This is a genomic window from Streptomyces sp. NPDC024687 (assembly GCF_055559055.1).
This window is the reverse complement of sequence record NZ_JBVHLJ010000008.1, coordinates 169,759-187,927: the sequence shown is the minus strand read 5'-3', so window position 1 is coordinate 187,927 and position 18,169 is coordinate 169,759. Positions and strand designations below refer to the sequence as shown.

General features: G+C 70.0%; 18 protein-coding genes. 7 read left to right on the top strand and 11 right to left on the bottom strand.

What is annotated here, in order from left to right:
* Window positions 1-85 precede the first annotated feature (85 nt).
* The 4 genes from ACZ39I_RS29735 (at window position 86) to mgt (ending at window position 4,410) form a co-directional block, all read left to right on the top strand.
* The gene (locus ACZ39I_RS29735; protein WP_467247809.1) at window positions 86-1,021 is read left to right on the top strand and encodes a carbohydrate ABC transporter permease; all 936 of its coding nucleotides are present in this window, start codon (window positions 86-88) and stop codon (window positions 1,019-1,021) included.
* Entirely contained in the window at window positions 1,018-1,851 is an 834-nt protein-coding gene (locus ACZ39I_RS29730) for a carbohydrate ABC transporter permease (protein ID WP_467247807.1), read from the top strand. The genes ACZ39I_RS29735 and ACZ39I_RS29730 overlap by 4 nt, the downstream gene beginning before the upstream one ends.
* Window positions 1,851-3,131, top strand: coding sequence for an ABC transporter substrate-binding protein (locus ACZ39I_RS29725; RefSeq protein ID WP_467247806.1), 1,281 nt, complete (start codon window positions 1,851-1,853; stop codon window positions 3,129-3,131). Before ACZ39I_RS29730 ends, ACZ39I_RS29725 begins: the two co-directional genes overlap by 1 nt.
* A gap of 85 nt (window positions 3,132-3,216) precedes the next feature.
* The gene (mgt, locus tag ACZ39I_RS29720; protein WP_467247805.1) at window positions 3,217-4,410 is read left to right on the top strand and encodes a macrolide-inactivating glycosyltransferase; all 1,194 of its coding nucleotides are present in this window, start codon (window positions 3,217-3,219) and stop codon (window positions 4,408-4,410) included.
* Between the two features lie 73 nt (window positions 4,411-4,483).
* On the opposite strand, the gene ACZ39I_RS29715 is transcribed toward mgt, so the two are convergent.
* Window positions 4,484-6,748 carry an MMPL family transporter gene (locus tag ACZ39I_RS29715; RefSeq protein WP_467247804.1) on the bottom strand — a complete coding sequence of 755 codons (2,265 nt, stop codon included), beginning with the start codon at window positions 6,746-6,748 and terminating at the stop codon, window positions 4,484-4,486.
* Between the two features lie 234 nt (window positions 6,749-6,982).
* On the opposite strand from ACZ39I_RS29715, the gene ACZ39I_RS29710 reads away from it, so the two are divergent.
* The 3 genes from ACZ39I_RS29710 to ACZ39I_RS29700 are packed head-to-tail and all read left to right on the top strand — an operon-like array spanning window position 6,983 to window position 8,955.
* A complete protein-coding gene (locus ACZ39I_RS29710) occupies window positions 6,983-7,531 on the top strand; it encodes a DUF1697 domain-containing protein (protein WP_467247803.1) in 549 nt (182 codons plus the stop codon).
* On the top strand, window positions 7,524-7,889 hold the full coding sequence (locus ACZ39I_RS29705) for a nuclear transport factor 2 family protein (protein WP_467247802.1): 366 nt from the start codon (window positions 7,524-7,526) through the stop codon (window positions 7,887-7,889). The genes ACZ39I_RS29710 and ACZ39I_RS29705 overlap by 8 nt, the downstream gene beginning before the upstream one ends.
* Before the next feature lie 46 nt (window positions 7,890-7,935).
* Window positions 7,936-8,955, top strand: coding sequence for a ketopantoate reductase family protein (locus ACZ39I_RS29700; RefSeq protein WP_467247801.1), 1,020 nt, complete (start codon window positions 7,936-7,938; stop codon window positions 8,953-8,955).
* 3 nt (window positions 8,956-8,958) lie between these two features.
* On the opposite strand, the gene ACZ39I_RS29695 is transcribed toward ACZ39I_RS29700, so the two are convergent.
* The 10 genes from ACZ39I_RS29695 to ACZ39I_RS29650 form a co-directional block, all read right to left on the bottom strand.
* On the bottom strand, window positions 8,959-9,699 hold the full coding sequence (locus tag ACZ39I_RS29695) for a sirohydrochlorin chelatase (protein ID WP_467247800.1): 741 nt from the start codon (window positions 9,697-9,699) through the stop codon (window positions 8,959-8,961).
* A 4-nt stretch (window positions 9,700-9,703) separates the two neighbouring features.
* Entirely contained in the window at window positions 9,704-10,582 is an 879-nt protein-coding gene (locus ACZ39I_RS29690) for an ABC transporter permease (RefSeq protein WP_467247799.1), read from the bottom strand.
* Window positions 10,569-11,354, bottom strand: coding sequence for an ABC transporter ATP-binding protein (locus ACZ39I_RS29685; protein WP_057611332.1), 786 nt, complete (start codon window positions 11,352-11,354; stop codon window positions 10,569-10,571). The genes ACZ39I_RS29690 and ACZ39I_RS29685 overlap by 14 nt, the downstream gene beginning before the upstream one ends.
* Before the next feature lie 36 nt (window positions 11,355-11,390).
* Complete coding sequence (locus ACZ39I_RS29680; protein ID WP_467247797.1) at window positions 11,391-12,494, bottom strand: aliphatic sulfonate ABC transporter substrate-binding protein; 1,104 nt, start codon at window positions 12,492-12,494, stop codon at window positions 11,391-11,393.
* A gap of 222 nt (window positions 12,495-12,716) precedes the next feature.
* Window positions 12,717-14,051, bottom strand: a complete 1,335-nt coding sequence (locus ACZ39I_RS29675) for a sulfate adenylyltransferase subunit 1 (RefSeq protein ID WP_467247796.1) — start codon at window positions 14,049-14,051, stop codon at window positions 12,717-12,719.
* A gap of 2 nt (window positions 14,052-14,053) precedes the next feature.
* The gene (gene cysD, locus ACZ39I_RS29670) at window positions 14,054-14,998 is read right to left on the bottom strand and encodes a sulfate adenylyltransferase subunit CysD (protein ID WP_467247795.1); all 945 of its coding nucleotides are present in this window, start codon (window positions 14,996-14,998) and stop codon (window positions 14,054-14,056) included.
* The gene (gene cysC / locus ACZ39I_RS29665; RefSeq protein WP_467247794.1) at window positions 14,995-15,558 is read right to left on the bottom strand and encodes an adenylyl-sulfate kinase; all 564 of its coding nucleotides are present in this window, start codon (window positions 15,556-15,558) and stop codon (window positions 14,995-14,997) included. Before cysC ends, cysD begins: the two co-directional genes overlap by 4 nt.
* On the bottom strand, window positions 15,555-16,265 hold the full coding sequence (locus ACZ39I_RS29660; RefSeq protein ID WP_467247793.1) for a phosphoadenylyl-sulfate reductase: 711 nt from the start codon (window positions 16,263-16,265) through the stop codon (window positions 15,555-15,557). Before ACZ39I_RS29660 ends, cysC begins: the two co-directional genes overlap by 4 nt.
* A complete protein-coding gene (locus ACZ39I_RS29655) occupies window positions 16,262-16,450 on the bottom strand; it encodes a hypothetical protein (protein ID WP_467247791.1) in 189 nt (62 codons plus the stop codon). Before ACZ39I_RS29655 ends, ACZ39I_RS29660 begins: the two co-directional genes overlap by 4 nt.
* On the bottom strand, window positions 16,447-18,144 hold the full coding sequence (locus ACZ39I_RS29650) for a nitrite/sulfite reductase (RefSeq protein ID WP_467247790.1): 1,698 nt from the start codon (window positions 18,142-18,144) through the stop codon (window positions 16,447-16,449). The genes ACZ39I_RS29655 and ACZ39I_RS29650 overlap by 4 nt, the downstream gene beginning before the upstream one ends.
* Window positions 18,145-18,169 lie beyond the last annotated feature (25 nt).

Genomic DNA, 18,169 nt, shown 5'->3' with positions numbered 1-18,169 from the left:
ACGGCGCATACCCCCTTCACGACCATGACGGGGTCCCAGGCCAGGAGGGCCGGATCGTCACGAGCCGTGCGAAGGAGCCGATGACGTGACCTTGGTGACCGCGAAGGAGCGGTCGGCGCAGGGCGCACCGCGCGCCGAGGGGGACCGTCGCCCGACCGACCGCGCGGCCTGGTTCCTGGTGCTGCCCGCGCTGATCCCGATCCTGGTGCTGAGCGTGGGGCCGCTGCTGTACGGGATCCTGCTGGCCTTCACCGACGCCCAGTCGGGCCGGACCCGGGCCACCCAGTGGATCGGCGGCCTCAACTTCCAGGACCTGCTGCACGACACGCTGTTCTGGGAGTCGTTCCGGATCGGCCTGGTGTGGGCGGTCGGCGTGACCGTCCCGCAGTTCCTGCTGGCGCTCGGTCTCGCCCTGCTGCTCGACCAGGACCTCAAACTGCGCTGGCTCGCCCGCGCCCTCGCGATCATCCCCTGGGCCATGCCCGAGGTCGTCGTCGGTGTCATGTGGCGTCTGGTCTACAACCCGGACGCCGGTGTCCTCAACGAGACCCTGCGCACCCTCGGTCTCGGCGACGGCCGGGACTGGCTCAGCGGCCTGTCCACCGCCCTGCCCGCCGTGATCGTCGTCGGCGTCTGGGCCGGGATGCCGCAGACGACGGTCACTCTGCTCGCCGGCCTCCAGAACACCCCGCGCGAACTCCACGAGGCGGCCGCGATGGACGGCGCGGGTGCCTGGCGACGATTCCGCACGGTCACCTGGCCCGCCCTCAGACCGGTCGCGCTCGCGATCACCGCGCTCAACTTCATCTGGAACTTCAACTCGTTCGCCCTGGTGTACGTGCTGACCAGCGGCGGACCGGGCGGCCGCACCCGCCTGCCCATGCTCTTCGCCTACGAAGAGGCCTTCCGCTACGGCCAGTTCGGCTACGCGGCCGCGATGGGGCTCGTGATGGTGGCCGTGGTCTCCGTCCTGCTCGCCCTGTTCCTCATGGGCCGTCTCAAGGGAGGTGACGACGCGTGAGGACCAGCCCCTCAGGCCGCGTCGGCCAGTACGCCGCCCTCCTCGCCTATCTCGTCTTCCTCGCCTTCCCCTTCCTCTGGCTGGTCTCCACTGCCTTCAAGTCCCCGCGGGAACTGGGCAGTCTGCACCCGACCTGGATCCCCCGGGATCCCACCCTCGACAACTTCCGGCAGGCCTTCGACGAACAGCCCCTGCTGCGCGCCGCCGGAAACTCCCTGCTCGCCGCGCTCACCGCCGCGGTGATCGCCGTACTGATCGCGACCCCGCTCGCCTATGTCATGGCCCGCCACCGCACCCGGCTCGCCAAGGCCGCCACCGGCTGGGTGGTGGTCAGCCAGGCGTTCCCGCTCGTGCTGGTGATTATCCCGCTGTTCCTGGTCCTGAAGAACCTGCGGCTGATCAACTCCCTGGTGGGGCTGGTGCTGGTGTACGTCGTGTGGGCGCTGCCGTTCGCGCTGTGGATGCTCGTCGGATACGTCCGTGCCGTGCCGACCGAACTGGAGGAGGCGGCGGCCGTCGACGGGGCCGGGCGCCTGCGGACCCTGGTGTCGGTGACGGCGCCGCTGCTCGCGCCGGGGATCGTGGCGACGGCGCTGTTCGCGTTCATCACCGCGTGGAACGAGTTCTTCTTCGCGCTGGTGCTGCTGAAGACCGCGGACAAACAGACCCTGCCGGTCGTCCTCACCCACTTCATCGGAGCGGAGGGAGTCGCCGACCTCGGCCCGCTGGCGGCGGCCGCCTTCCTCGCCACCCTTCCCTCGCTGATCATCTTCGCGATCATCCAACGCCGTATCACGGGAGGCATGTTGACCGGGGCGGTGAAGAGCTGATGCGCGCACGTTGGATCGTGGGAGTCCTCGTCCTGCTCCTGGCGGGATGCACCGGCACGGGCACGCCCGAGGACGAGGACGGCCGTATCACCCTCCGCTTCCAGTCCCTCGCCTGGCAGGAGGAGTCCGTCGAGGCCAACAAGGCTCTCGTGGAGGAGTGGAACGCGACCCACCCCGGCGTCAATATCGACTACGTGCAGGGGAGTTGGGACAGCGTCCATGACCAGTTGCTCACGTCGTTCGAGGGCGGCGAGGCACCGGACATCATCCATGACGCCTCCGACGACCTCGCGGACTTCGCCTACGGCGGCTACCTCGCCGATCTCAAGGGCCTGCTGCCCGAGCGGCTGAAGTCGGACATCCCACAACGGAGTTGGCAGACCGCCACCTTCGGCGACGGCGTCTACGGCGTGCCCTTCCTCCAGGAGCCCCGCGTCCTCGTCGCCAACGCCGACTGGCTGAAGGAGTCCGGCGTCCCGATCCCCACCCCCGAACACCCGTGGACCTGGCCGGAGTTCCGGCGGATCACCGGGCAGCTCAGCGGTGCCGGCAAGTACGGCGTGGCCTGGCCGCTCAAGGAGCCCGTCTCCGCGACCCTCAACCTGTCGCTGTCGGCGGGCGGAGAGCTCTTCCACCGGGGCGCCGACGGAAAGGTCACCGTCCGCTTCGAGAAGGCCGACGAGACGGTGCCCCGCACCATCCACGACCAGGCGAACACCGACCACAGCGCCTCGCCCACCACGCTCGGCAGCGGCGGCTCCGACACCCTGCCCGGCTTCTTCGGCGGCAAGTACGCGATGGTGCCGCTCGGGTTCTCCTACCGTCAGCAGATCGCGCAGCAGGCGCCGAAGGGCTTCCGGTGGCAGGTGCTGCCCGCCCCGGCCGGCGCCGAGGGGCTCACCCAGGGCGTCAGCCCGCAGACCCTGTCCGTCGCCGAGGACAGCCCGCACAAGAAGGAGGCCGCCGAGTTCATCGCCTTCCTGCTCCGGCCGAAGAACATGGTCCGGCTCGCGCTGGGGGACTGGATGCTGCCCACGGGGACGCGGGCGCTCGCCGATCCGGCCCTGCACACCACGAAGGACGGCTGGGCCACCGGCACGGCCCTCGCCTCCCACCTCACCACGGCCCCCGCGCAGTCCGTCCGCGGCTACCCGGAATGGAAGGACAAGGTCGCCACACCGGCCTTCCAGGAGTACTACAGCGGTGCCATCGGCCTCGGTGAGCTGCGAAAACGCCTGGAGGACGACGGCAACCTGGTGCTGGCCCGCTACCAGCGCTGAGGGATCGCGGTCGTCGGCCGGCGACCGCGATGCCGCTCGGTAATCACTTTGCACGATACGTATCGTCTCGCTTAGCCTCGCTCCCATGACCCCTCGCTCGCACATCGCCATGTTCTCCATCGCCGCCCACGGCCACGTGAACCCCAGCCTGGAAGTGATCCGCGAGCTCGTGGCCCGCGGACACCGGGTCACGTACGCCGTTCCGCCCCTCTTCGCCGACAAGGTCGCCGAGACCGGGGCCGAGGTGAAGCCGTGGAACTCGACCCTGCCCGGTCCCGACGACGACCCGTCGGCCTGGGGCACCGAACTCCTCGACCACGTGGAACTCTTCCTCGCCGACGCGATGCAGGCCCTGCCGCAGCTCGCTCAGGCGTACGACGGCGACGCACCGGACCTCGTCCTGCACGACATCACCGCCTACCCGGCCCGCGTCCTCGCCCACCGCTGGGGCGTGCCCGCGATCTCCCTGTCGCCGAACCTCGTCGCCTGGGAGGGCTACGAGGAGGAGGTCGCCGAGCCGATGTGGGCCGGGCCGAAGAGCACCGAACGCGGGCAGGCCTACTATGCCCGGTTCCAGAAATGGCTGCGGGACAACGGGATCGACCTGCACCCCGACCCCTTCGTCGGCCGCCTCGACCGCTCCCTCGTCCTGATCCCCAGGGCGCTCCAGCCGAACGCCGACCGGGTCGACGAGAGCGTGTACACCTTCGTCGGCGCCTGCCAGGGGGACCGCGGCTCCCAGGGGGAGTGGCAGCGGCCGGCCGGAGCCGAGAAGGTCGCTCTGGTCTCCCTCGGCTCCTCCTTCACCAAGCGGCCCGACTTCTACCGGGAATGCGTCCGGGCCTTCGGCGACCTCCCCGGCTGGCACCTCGTGCTCCAGATCGGCAGGCACGTGGACCCGGCCGAGCTGGGCGCCGTACCGGACAACGTCGAAGTGCGTTCCTGGGTGCCGCAGTTGGCGGTCCTCAGGCAGGCCGACCTGTTCGTCACGCACGCCGGCGCGGGCGGCAGTCAGGAGGGACTGGCGACCGGCACGCCGATGATCGCCGTACCTCAGGCCGTGGACCAGTTCGGCAACGCCGACATGCTCCAGGACCTCGGGGTCGCCCGCCGGATCGACACGCAGGACGCGACCGCCGAGGCGCTGCGGGAGGCCGCCCTCGCGCTCGTCGACGACCCGGAGGTGGCCCGCAGGCTCAAGGAGATCCAGGCGGAGATGGCCCAGGAGGGCGGCACGCGCGGGGCCGCCGATCTCATCGAGGCGGAACTGCGCGCATGAGTGAGGGCCCGTTGGCACCCCGGTTGCCAACGGACCCTCGGTAGAAGGGGGTTCAGCCCTGTCGCCAAGGGGCTCAGACCCTCAGCGGCTCACCCTCGTCGTCCCGCGCCGTGGGCGCGGCCACCGCGTCCACGGCCTCGTCGTGAGTGAGGTCGGGCAGCCGGTGCAGCCACTTCGGCAGGTACCAGTTGCGCTCGCCGAGCAGTGCCATGACCGCCGGGAGCAGCACGCCCCGGATGATCGTCGCGTCGATGAGCACCGCGGCCGCGAGGCCCACACCCATCTGCTTCATGGACTGCATGGACAGCGTCCCGAAGATCGCGAACACCGCGACCATGATGACGGCGGCGCTGGTGACCACACCGGCCGTGGTGACCACGCCGTGCTGGATCGCGTCCTTCGTGCTGCGGCCCCGCAGGTGCGCCTCGCGGATCCGCGAGACCACGAACACGTGGTAGTCCATCGACAGGCCGAACAGGATCACGAAGAGGAACAGCGGCAGCCAGGTGATGATGGCGCCGACACCCTCCGCGCCCACCAGCGAGGCGCCCCAGCCGTGCTGGAAGACCGCGACGAGGATGCCGTAGGCGGCGCCCACCGACAGCAGGTTGAGCACGATCGAGGTGATCGCGACCGTCAGCGAGCGGAACGACAGCAGCATCAGCACGAAGGCGAAGACCACGACGAACGCGAACACCGGGACGACCGCTCCGGCCAGTTGGTCGTTGAAGTCCTTGGAACCGGCGACCTGTCCGGTGATCGGTGCCTCGACACCGTCGACCTTGCCCAGGGTGGCCGGACGCACCTCGTCGCGCAGTGTGTCCAGGCTCCGACCGGCCTTGTCGAGGTCGGAGCCGCCCACCAGCGGGACGTACACGAAGGCGAGGTTCTGCGCGTCGTGCAGCTTGATCTCGACCGGGCCGCGCGAGGCGCCCGAGGAGATCGCCTTCGCCTTGAAGTCGGCCAGCGCGCCGGTGACTGCGGGGGCGTTGATGTCGGCCGCCTTGACGACCACCTCGGCCGGCTCGGAGCCGCCGGGGAAGGCGTCGTTGACCCGGTTGTAGGTCTGCACGATCGGCAGCGAGTCGCCGAACTCCTGGTCCAGGGTGAGGTTCTGGGTCTTCATGCCGAGCGCGGGCGCCGAGATGGCGAGCAGCGCGCCGGCCGCGACCACGACCGAGATGACGGGCCTGGCGAGCACGCCCTTCAGTACGGCGGTCCAGAACCGGCTCTCCGGGTTGACGCCCCGCTTGCGGCGCAGCCGGCTCTCCGGGTGCAGGAAGGGGATCTTGCCCTTCTCGACCCGCCCGCCCAGCAGGGAGAGCAGCGCGGGCAGCACGGTCACGGAACCGACCATGGCGACCGCGACGACCATCAGCGAGGCCAGGCCCATCGCCTCGAACTCGGCGAGCCCGGTGAACAGCATGCCCGCCATCGCCACGCACACCGTGACACCCGAGACGATGATCGCGCGGCCACTGGTGGCGGCGGCGATGCGCAGGGCGGTCTGGGCGTCCCGTCCGGCCTGCCGCTCCTCGCGCTCACGGCGCAGATAGAACAGGCAGTAGTCGACGCCCACGGCCAGGCCGACCAGGAGCATCACCGAGTTGGCGGTGTCGCTCATCGGCATCACATGGCTGACGACGCCCATCAGGCCCATCGTCGCCATGATCGCGGTGACCGCGAGGGCCACCGGCAGCAGCGCCGCGACCAGCGCGCCGAACGCGATGAGCAGGATGCCGAGGGCCACCGGTACGGCGGAGAGCTCGGCCTTCTCGAAGTCGTCGCCGAACGCGTCGTCGAACGTCTTCATCATGCTGGCGCCGCCGATCTCCTCGATCCGCAGCGACCCGTGCTCCTTCTGCACCCCCTCGACGGCCTTCAGCACCGGCTCGACCCGGTCCCCGGCGGTGTCCGCCTCGCCGCGCATGTCGAACTGCACGAGCGCGCTGCGGCCGTCCTTGGAGATCGTGTTCGTGTCGTACGGCGAGGTCACGTCGGTGACCTTGCCGGTGCCCTCGACCGCCTTCACGACCGCGGTGACGGCCGCCTTGAAGTCGGCGTCGGTCGCCTTGCCACCGGCGTCCTTCGCCTGGATCAGCACCGTCTCACTGGCCGGCTCGTCGATCCCGGCGTCCTCGATGATCTTCGCGGCGGTGTGGGTCTCCCCCTTGAGCTGGTCGCTGTCCTTGACGTCGACCCGGCCCGCCGCCGAGCCGAGTCCCATCGCCAGGACGACGAACAGCACCCAGATACCGACGGCAGCCCATCGGTGCCGTGCGCTCCAGCCGCCGGCCCGGGCGGCCAGGCCACGCACCCTTGTGTCTCCGTTCCCCATGACGGGCTTGCCCCCTTGTGAGCGGTGGCAGCCCCCTGCCGCCACCTTTCACTTAGAAGGTATGAGCCGGATAAACCCCTCTCGTCGTGCTGTCCGGTGAAGTGCGGGGACCGCAGGCTCCTCCCAAGGGACCGCGCGCCCTCCGTACTGGGGAGGACCGTGACCCTTACATCTAAAGAACCGTGTGCGGGGCGGTGATCGGGGTCCGCGCGAGCGCCGTCCTAGGGTGGGCGCATGACGACCACGTACGCGGCGCTGCTGCGCGGAATCAACGTCGGCGGCAGCAGGAAGGTCCCCATGGCCGACCTGCGCACGCTGATGGAAGACCTCGGACACAGCGGGGTACGCAGCTACCTCCAGAGCGGGCAGGCCGTGTTCACCGCCGACCACGGCGACGAGGACTCCCTGGCCGCCGAACTCACGGACGCGATCGAGAAGCGGTTCGGCTTCACGGTCGACGTGATCGTCCGCGACCACACCTACCTGAAGGCGATCGCCGACAACTGCCCTTTCCCGGCCGCCGAACTGGAGGGCAAACAGCTCCACGTCACCTACTTCTCCGCCCCCGTCGACGCGGCCCGCTTCGCGGAGGTCGACCAAGCCGCCCACCTCCCCGAGGAGTTCCGCCTCGGCGACCGCGCCCTGTACCTCTACGCCCCGAACGGTCTGGGCCGCTCCAAGCTCGCCGAGCAGCTGTCGAGGCCGAGGCTGAACAAGGGCGTGATCGCCACCAGCCGCAACTGGAACACGGTCGTCAAGCTGGTGGAGATGACGGGTGCCTGACCGCGACCCCGCCGTGGAGGCCGCGGTTCAGGGCGAGTTGCGGCTCCTCGACCCCGAAGTTCGCGCCTCGCCCGAGGCGGTGAGCGCGCTGCTGCACCCCGAGTTCCACGAGTTCGGCGCCTCGGGGCGGCACTGGGACCGAGCGTCGATCATCGCCGCCCTGGCCGGGGCCTCGGATCAGCAGGCCGGGCCGATCGCGGCGTTCGGGATGAAGGGGGTCCGGCTCGCGCCCGACGTCGTTCACATCACCTTCGAAACGGAGCACAACGGCAGCCGGGCGCACCGCAGTTCACTGTGGCGGCGCACGCCGAGCGGATGGCTGCTGTACTTCCACCAGGCCACGCCGTTCGCAGAATGACCGGCTGGACGCACAGCGGCCGACACCCCTGTGCGAGGCTCGTCCCATGCGTTACATCATCATCGGGGCAGGGGCGGTCGGCGGGGCCGTCGGGGGGCGGCTCGCGGGAGCCGGGCACGAGGTCGTGCTGGTCGCGCGGGGTGCGCACCTCGCGGCACTCAGGGACGGCGGACTGCGGCTGAGAGTGCCGGACGGCGAGTTCACCCACCGGCTCCCGGTCGTGGACGGACCGGCCCCGCTGGGTGCCCTGCGCGCCGACGACGTGCTCGTCCTCGCCGTGAAGACCCAGGACACGCAAGGCGCCGTGGACGCCTGGGGCCCGGCCCCGGTCCAGGGCGGTGGCACGGCGGCCGAGCGGCTGCCGCTGCTGTGCGCGCAGAACGGCGTGGAGGGCCAGCGCATGGCCCTGCGCCGCTTCCGGCACGTCTACGGCGTCTGCGTCTGGCTGCCGGCGACCTTCGTGGAACCCGGTGTCGTCAGCGCCGCCTGCGCCCCGCTCACCGGGATGCTGCACCTCGGCCGTTACCCGCACGGCATCGACGAGATCCTGCACCGGATCGCCGCCGACCTGGAGAAGTCCAGGTTCGAGGCGCCGGTCGTGGCGGACGTGACGCGTTGGCAGTACGCCAAGCTGCTGACCAACCTCGGCAACGCCCTGATGGCCCTGAGCGGCCCCGACGACGGCGGAGCGGACAGCAGGTCCCTGCGCCGTCGGGTCCGTGCCGAGGGCGAGGCGGTGCTCGACGCGGCAGGGATCCCGTACGCGAGCGCCGAGGAGCAGCGGACGACCCGCGGCGACAAGGTCACCGCCGTCCCGCTCGACGGCGTCCCGGTCGGCGGCTCCTCCTGGCAGTCCCTCGTCCGCGCCACCGGCACCATCGAGGCCGACTACCTCAACGGTGAGATCGTCCTCCTGGGCCGCCTGCACGGCGTCCCGACGCCGCTGAACGAACTTCTCCAGGGCCTGGCCAACACCTTCGCCCAAGAGCGCAGGGCAGCCGGGTCGCTGCCGGTGGGGGAGTTGGCACGGCTGGCCGACGAGGCGGTGGCGGCTGCCGAGGAGTAACTCCTAGGCGCTCACCGTCAGCCGCGGCAGCCCCCGCGCCGCCGCCGCGTCGTACCGCCGCAACAGCACCCGCGCCACCTCCGGCGCCGGCCCCAGCACCCCGGCCAGGACGTCCGCCTCGGCCGCGCCCCGTGCGATCCGGTCGGGCAGGAACCCGGGAGCGAGGACGTACGGCGCCACGGCCACCTTCGCGCAGCCGAGAGCCCGCAGTTCGCGCACCGCGTCCTCGGTGCGGGGCAGGGCCGCGGAGGCGAACGCAGGCCGCACGGCGCACCAACCGGTGTGCCGCCACTCCCGCGCGATGTCAGCGATCACTGCGATCGCCTCCGGGTCGGTGGACCCCGCCGAGGCCAGTACGACCCCGGTCGAGGACTTGTCGGCGGGCGTCAACCCAGCCTCGTACAAACGCCGTTCGAGCGCGGACAGCAGCAGCGGGGACGGGCCCAGCACCTCCGCCTGCCGGATGCGGAGCTGCGGCGGCGCGTCCCTGAGGACCGCGGGGATGTCCGCCTTCGCGTGGAACGCCCGCGTCAACAGCAGCGGCAGCGCTACGACGTCACGGACGCCCTCCGCCGCCAGGGACTCCAACACCCCCTGCACGGAAGGGATGTTGAAGTCCAGGAAGCCCGTCTCCACCCGTACGTCCGGGCGCAGCGAGCGCACCCGGCGGACGAGGGCGTGCACCGTCGCGGCGTGCCGAGCATCGCGGCTGCCGTGGGCGATGACCAGGAGAACGGGCTTCATGGACTCAGCTCTTCACCAGCAGACCGCGGCTGCGCAGCACCCACCGCTCCAGCGGGCTGAAGATCAGCAGGTCGATCGCGATGCCGACGAACAGGATGAGGAGGATGGCCTCGAACACCATGGCCATGTCGCTGTTGGTGCGGCCGTTCTCCAGCAACTGGCCGAGGCCCACGCCCAGGTCGGGGAACTGGGCGATGATCTCCGCGGCCATCAGAGAGCGCCAGGAGAAGGCCCAGCCCTGCTTGAGGCCCGCCACATAGCCGGGCAGCGCGGCCGGCAGCGTGACGTGCCAGATGCCCTTGATGCCCGTCGCACCCATGGTGCGGCCGGCCCGCAGGAACAGCGGCGGCACCTGGTCGACGCCGGACACCAGGCCGTTGGCGATGGAGGGGACCGCGCCGAGCAGGATCACGGCGTACATCATGGAGTTGTTCAGGCCCAGCCAGATCACGGCCGGCGGCACCCACGCCACCGAGGGCAGCGACTGGAGACCCGACAGGATCGGGCCGATGGCCGCGCGGATGAACTTCACCCGGGCCACGATCAGGCCCAGCGGGGTGCCGATGAGCAGGGCGAAGAAGAAGCCCAGCAGACCGCGCGAGACACTGGTCCAGATGTAGCCGAGCAGATCGCCCTGGAGCCATGCCTCCTTGAACGTGGCGCCCACGGCCGCCGGCGACGGCAGCTTGGACGGGTCGTCGACGACCGGGTAGAGGAGCGTCCAGATCACGAGGACCACCGCGAGCGCGATGACCGGCGGCAGGATCTTGTTGACGAGGGTCTGCCGGAGGGTCGGGCGGCCGGTGGCCCGGGTCTCCAGCGCGTCGAGGCCCGCCTCTACGCTCCCGGCGTCCTGGGCCGGTGTCGTGTCAGTGCTGGCCATGACGGCGGATCTCCCCACGCAGTTCTTCGGTGATCTCACGGGCCAGTTCGGCCACGGGCGCGTCCTCGATGCGGCGCGGCTGCGGGATGTCGACCGTCCACTCGCGCGCGATCCTGCCCGGGCGGGAGGACAGCAGGATCACGCGCTGCGCGAGCCGTACCGCCTCGCGCACGTTGTGCGTGACGAACAGGACGGAGATCCCGGTCTCCGTCCAGATCCGGGTGATCTCGTCGTGCAGCACGTCCCGCGTGATGGCGTCGAGGGCCGCGAACGGCTCGTCCATCAGCAGCAGGTTGCTCTCCTGCCCCAGCGCGCGGGCCAAAGCCACGCGCTGGCGCATGCCGCCCGACAGTTCGTGGACGCGCTTGCCGTACGCGCCCTTCAGTCGGACCAGTTCGAGCAGCTCCTCGGCCTTGCCGCGTCGCTCGGGTTTGGGAACTCCCCTCAGCTTCAGGGCGAGTTCGATGTTCTTGCCCGCGGTCAGCCACGGGAAGAGGGCGTGCTCCTGGAACATCAGGGCCGGGCGGCCGTCGGTCGTGATGGCGCCCGTGCTCGGCTGGTCCAGCCCCGCCACCAGGTTCAGCAGCGTGGACTTGCCGCAGCCCGAGGCCCCCAGGAGGGTGACGAACTCGCCCGGCGCGACATCGATGCTGATGTCGTCCAGGACGAGCTGCTGTCCACCCGGTCCCGCGAAGGACTTCGAGACGTGCTCAAGGCGTGCGGCGTACTCGACGGACTCGTCGGCCTTGGCGAGCGTCGTGGTCGTGGCCATGGTCGTCACCTCCTGGGAACTCTTCGGGAACCGGACTCAGCTGGTGCCGAGACCGGCGGCGTCGACCGTGGACTCGCCGTCGGCCTTGAGGACCTTGTTGAGGATGGTGAGGTCGTAGATCCCGTTCAGGTCGGGCTTCTTGAGCAGACCGGCCTTGACCGCGTGCTCCGCCTCCGTGTTGAGCGTGGCGGCCAGCGGGTCGTTGGTGAACTGGATCGACTTCCAGGCCGGGTCCAGGACCTCGGGCTTGAGCGCCTTCCCGGAGTCCGCCTCCAGCTGCTTGTTCGCCGCCGCCTTCGCCGCGTCCGGGTTCGCGTTGATCCACTTGTTGGCTTCCACCGACGCCTTCAGGACGGCCTCGACCGCCTTCGGGTGCTCCTTGAGGAAGTCCTGGCGCACGATGATGTTCGTGATCACGAACTTCTTGTCCGGCCACAGCGACGCCTCGTCGAGCAAAACCTTGCCGCCCTCGGCGACCAGCTTCGACGCGGTCGGCTCCGGCACCCAGGCGCCGTCGATGGAACCGGACTTGTAGGCGTCCGGCGTGATCTTGTTGTCGGTGCGGACGACGGTGACGTCACCCTTGCCGCTCTGCGCGTCGACCTTCCAGCCCTGGTCGGCGATCCAGTTGAGGAACGCCACGTCCTGCGTGTTGCCGAGCTGCGGGGTGGCGATCTTCTTGCCCTTGACGTCCTTGAGGGATTTGATCTTGTCGGGGTTGACGACCAGCTTCACACCGCCGGAGGCCGAACCGCCGATGATCTTCAGGCTCTTGCCGCCCGACTTGACGTAGCCGTTGATCGAGGGGGAAGGGCCGATCCAGCCGATGTCGATCGACTTGGAGTTGAGCGCCTCGATCTCGGACGGGCCGGCGTTGAAGGTCGCGTACGAGGCCTTGGTGGCCCCGAGCTCCTTCTGGAAGAACCCCTTGTTCACCCCGACCAGCGCGGTGCCGTGGGTCAGGTTGCCGAAGTAGCCGATCTTGACGGAGTCGAGCCCGTCGATCTTCTTGGCCCCGGCGGCGACCTTGGCGGTGCCGTCGTCCTTGGCCTGGGAGCCGTAGCCGCAGGCGGCGAGGGTGAGCAGTGGGAGCGCGGCGATGACCGCGAGGCTGCGGCGAAGAGCGGATGTAGCAGGCACGGGAGGTGTTCCTCTCGGAGGCCCGGCGGTCACGGTCTCTCAGGTCGTGGCCGGGAGGTCGGCAGGTCTGCGTCTACGGCTGTGGGGGGACGGGGCGCGCAAGCGGTGCGCGTACGTCAGCGCACACATCGCGCAACTCCGCCCTGCCCGCTGCCGAGCGCGCCGCTGCCTACGCGGCCGCCCTCCTTCGCGAACGTGGACCAGTAGTCGGTGGAGTTCATGTCAGAAGTCCCACCCGTCGTCCTCGGACTCGTCCTTGACGGGCTCGGGGGACGCGAACGACTCGCCGACCATGCCCGCGGTGAGGGTGGTGCCGTCGTTCGGGTCGATGAGGATGAACGAACCGGTGCGCCGCGAGTCGGAGTAGGAGTCGACGGGCAGCGGCTCGGCGGTACGGATCTTCACCCGGCCGATGTCGTTGGCGACGAGCTGCCCCGGATGCGGGTGCAGGGACAGGTCGTCGAGCGTGAGCCGGGACGGGATGTCCTTGACGATCGCCTTGACCGTGCGGGTGCCGTGCTTGAGCAGCACCCGGTGGCCGACGGTCAGCGGCGCGTCGGCGACATGGCAGACGGTCGCCTCGATGTCCTGGGTGGTCGGCGGGGCGTCCTTGCTGGGCACCAGCAGGTCGCCGCGCGAGATGTCGATGTCGTCCTCCAGGAGGATCGTCACCGACTGGGTCGTCCAGGCCACGTCGACCGGCTCACCGAGCAGGTCGATCCCGGCGATCTTCGTGGAGCGGCCCGAGGGCAGCACGGTGATCTGCTCGCCCACGTGGAACGAACCGGCGGCGATCTGACCGGCGTAGCCCCGGTAGTCGGGGTGCTCGGCGGTCTGCGGCCGGATCACGTACTGCACGGGAAGGCGGGCGTGGCAGTGGCTCAGGTCATGAGCGACCGGGACCGTCTCCAGGTGCTCCAGGACGGTCGGACCGCCGTACCAGTCCATGTTGGCGGACGGTTCCACCACGTTGTCGCCGGCGAGCGCCGAGATCGGGATGGCGGTGACGTCCGGGACGCCCAGCTCGGTCGCGTACGCCGTGAACTCCTCGGCGATCGCGGCGAAGACGGGCTCGGCGTAGTCGACGAGGTCCATCTTGTTGACCGCGAGCACCACGTGCGGCACCCGCAGCAGCGCGGCGAGGGCCGCGTGCCGGCGGGTCTGCTCCACGACCCCGTTGCGGGCGTCGATCAGGATCACCGTCAGCTCGGCCGTGGAGGCACCCGTCACCATGTTGCGGGTGTACTGCACATGGCCGGGGGTGTCGGCGAGGATGAACCGGCGCCTGGGCGTGGCGAAGTAGCGGTAGGCCACGTCGATGGTGATGCCCTGCTCGCGCTCGGCGCGCAGACCGTCCGTCAGCAGCGCGAGGTCGGGCGCTTCCTGACCCCGGCTCAAAGAGGCGCGCTCCACGGCCTCCAACTGGTCGGTGAGGACCGACTTGGAGTCGTGCAGCAGTCGGCCGACGAGGGTGGACTTGCCGTCGTCGACGGAACCCGCGGTCGCGAACCGCAGCAGGGTGGACTCCGAGAGCACCTCGGAAATGGTCGTGCTCATGTCTAGAAGTACCCCTCGCGCTTGCGGTCTTCCATCGCGGCCTCGGACATCTTGTCGTCGGCGCGGGTGGCGCCGCGCTCGGTGAGCCGGGAGGCCGCGATCTCCGTGATGACCTTCTCGATGCTGTCGGCGTCGGAGTCGACGGCACCCGTGCAGGACATGTCACCGACGGTCCGGTAGCGCACGAGGCGCTTCTCGACGGTCTCGCCGTCCTTGGGCCCGCCCCACTCGCCGGCCGTCAGCCACATGCCGCTGCGCGAGAAGACCTCACGCTCGTGGGCGAAGTAGATGTCCGGCAGTTCGATCTTCTCGCGGGCGATGTACTGCCAGACGTCCAGCTCGGTCCAGTTGGACAGCGGGAAGACCCGGACGTGCTCGCCGGGGGCGTGCCGGCCGTTGTACAGGTTCCACAGCTCGGGGCGCTGGCGGCGCGGGTCCCACTGCGAGAACTCGTCGCGCAGCGAGAACACCCGCTCCTTGGCGCGGGCCTTCTCCTCGTCCCGGCGGCCACCGCCGAAGACCGCGTCGAACTTCTCCGCCTGGATCTTCTCGGTGAGCGGCAGGGTCTGGAGAGGGTTGCGGGTCCCGTCCGGACGCTCCTTGAGCACACCGCGGTCGATGTAGTCCTGTACCGAGGCCACATGGAGGCGCAGCCCATGGGCGGCCACCACACGGTCGCGGTACTCGAGCACCTCGGGGAAGTTGTGGCCCGTGTCCACGTGCAGCAGCGAGAACGGGATCACCGCGGGGGCGAACGCCTTCAGCGCCAGGTGCAGCATGACGATGGAGTCCTTGCCGCCGGAGAACAGGATCACCGGCCGCTCGAACTCGCCCGCCACCTCACGGAAGATATGCACGGCCTCGGACTCGAGGGCGTCCAGGTGGGACAGGGTGTACGGAGCCTCCGTACCGCCTCCGCCCTTCACCGCCGCGACGGTCGTCGTCATGCCAGTCCCCTCTCGGTGAGCAGCGCGTGGACCGCGGCCGCGGACTCCTGGACGGTCTGGTTCTGCGACTCGATCCGCAGATCGGGCGACGCGGGCTCCTCGTAGGGATCGTCGACCCCGGTCAGCCCGGACAGCTCACCCGCGGCCTGCTTGGCGTACAGGCCCTTCACGTCGCGTACGGAGCACACCTCGACCGGAGTCGCCACGTGGATCTCCAGGTACGCGGCACCGCTCTCCTGGTGGCGCTTGCGCACTGCCTCACGGCTGTCGGCGTAGGGCGCGATGACCGGGACCAGCGCCTTGACGCCGTTGCGGGCGAGGAGTTCGGCGAGGAAGCCGATGCGCTGCACGTTGGTGTGCCGGTCCTCGCGGCTGAAGCCGAGACCCGCGGAGATGAACTCGCGGATCTCGTCGCCGTCGAGCACCTCGACGAGGTGGCCCTCCTCACGCAGCCGGCCCGCCAGCTCGTACGCGATGGTGGTCTTGCCGGCACTCGGCAGACCCGTGAGCCAGACGGTGGCTCCGGTCGTCACGTGCAACTCCTTGGTAGATGTCGTCATCCGTGCAGCCCGCACTCGGTCTTGGAACGTCCGGCCCAGCGGCCGGCGCGCGCGTCCTCGCCCTCCAGGACACGGCGGGTGCAGGGGGCGCAGCCGACGGACGCGTAGCCGTCCGTCAGCAGGGGGTTGGTCAGGACGCCGTGCTCGCTGACGTACGCGTCCATGTCGTCCTGGGTCCAGCGGGCGATCGGGGAGATCTTGACCTTCTGCCGCTTCTCGTCCCAGCCGACCACCGGGGTGTTCGCCCGGGTCGGGGACTCGTCGCGGCGCAGCCCGGTCGCCCAGGCCAGGTAGTCCTTCAGACCCCGCTCCAGCGGCTCGACCTTGCGCATCCTGCAGCACAGGTCGGGGTCGCGGTCGTGCAGCTTCGGGCCGAACTCGGCGTCCTGCTCGGCGACCGTCCGCGTCGGCGACAGCGTGATGACGTTCACGTCCATCACGGCCTCGACCGCGTCCCGGGTGCCGATGGTCTCCTCGAAGTGGTAGCCGGTGTCGAGGAAGACGACGTCCACGCCCTTCCTCGCGCGGGACGCGAGGTGGGCGACCACCGCGTCCTCCATCGAGGAGGTCACACAGAAACGCTCGCCGAAGGTGTCGACCGCCCACTGGAGGATCTCCAGCGCGGAGGCGTCCTCCAGGTCGCGGCCCGCCTGCTCGGCGAGGGCCTTGAGGTCGTCGGTCGTGCGCTCTTCCTGAATCGCGGTCATATCTGATCTCCCCCTGCGTCGGTGTGTCGAAGGCCCCGGGCGAGCAGCCCGAGGAACTTCAACTGGAATGCGCGGTTGCACGCCGCGCATTCCCACGTGCCGTGGGTGCCTTCCAGGGCTTCGCTCGGACGCAGGTCCTCGTCGCCGCAGTAGGGGCAGTAGAAGGGGGCGGCCCGCTCGCTCACGACAGTGCCTCCTCGCTGGCACGCGAGGCCCAGGCGGCGAAGCGCTCGCCCTCCTCGCGCTCGGCCTGGAACCGCTTGAGGACCCGCTCGACGTAGTCCGGCAGTTCCTCGGCGGTGACCTTCAGGCCACGCACCTTGCGGCCGAAGGCGGCCTCCAGGCCGAGCGCGCCGCCCAGGTGCACCTGGTAGCCCTCGACCTGCTCGCCGCGGTCGTTGAGGACCAGCTGGCCCTTGAGACCGATGTCCGCCACCTGGATACGGGCGCAGGCGTTCGGGCAGCCGTTGAGGTTGATGGTGATCGGCTCGTCGAACTCCGGGATCCGGCGCTCCAGTTCGTCGATGAGCGAGGAGCCGCGCTGCTTGGTCTCGACGATGGCGAGCTTGCAGTACTCGATGCCGGTGCAGGCCATGGTGCCGCGCCGGAACGGGGAGGGCTTCGCGGTGAGATCCAGCGCCTCCAGGGCCTCGACCAGCGGCTGGACCTGCGCCTCCTCGACATCGAGGATGATCATCTTCTGCTCGACGGTGGTCCGGACCCGGCCCGAGCCGTGCGCCTCCGCGACCTCGGCGATCTTCGTCAGCGTGGTGCCGTCGACGCGGCCGACGCGCGGGGCGAAACCGACGTAGAACAGGCCGTCCTTCTGGCGGTGCACGCCCACGTGGTCGCGCCAGCGGCCGGAGGGCTCGGCGGGCGCGGGACCGTCGACCAGCTTGCGCTTGAGGTAGTCGTCCTCCAGGACCTGGCGGAACTTCTCCGGGCCCCAGTCGGCCACGAGGAACTTCAGGCGCGCGCGGGTGCGCAGGCGCCGGTAGCCCCAGTCGCGGAAGATGCCGACCACACCGGCCCACACCTCGGGCACCTCGTCCAGCGGCACCCAGGCGCCGAGCCGGACGCCGAGCTTCGGGTTGGTGGACAGACCGCCGCCGACCCACAGGTCGAAACCGGGGCCGTGCTCGGGGTGCTCGACGCCGACGAAGGCGATGTCGTTGATCTCGTGGACCACGTCGAGCAGCGGGGAGCCGGAGATCGCCGTCTTGAACTTGCGGGGCAGGTTGGAGAACTCCTTGCTGCCGATGTACCGCTCGTGGATCTCCTCGATCGCCCAGGAGCCGTCGATGATCTCGTCCTCGGCGATGCCGGCGACCGGCGAGCCGATGACGACACGCGGGCAGTCGCCGCAGGCCTCGGTGGTGGAGAGGCCGACCGCCTCCAGGCGGTTCCAGATCTCCGGGACGTCCTCGATGCGGATCCAGTGCAGCTGGATGTTCTGCCGGTCGGTGACGTCCGCGCTGCCGCGCGCGAACTCCTCGGAGATCTCGCCGATCACGCGCAGCTGCTGGGTGGTGAGCCGGCCGCCGTCGATGCGGACGCGCAGCATGAAGTACTTGTCGTCCAGCTCCTCCGGCTCCAGGATCGCGGTCTTGCCGCCGTCGATCCCGGGCTTGCGCTGGGTGTAGAGGCCCCACCAGCGCATCCGGCCGCGCAGGTCGTTGGGGTCGATCGAGTCGAAGCCGCGCTTCGAGTAGATCGTCTCAATGCGTGTCCGCACATTGAGACCGTCGTCGTCCTTCTTGAACTGCTCGTTGCCGTTCAGCGGGGTGTGGTGCCCCGCGGCCCACTGACCCTCACCGCGGTGACGGCTCACCTTGCGGCGGGGCGCTGCGTCGGCAGGGTTCTGCGGGGTGGCGGCCATGGTTGTTACGTCCTTCGGGACAGGC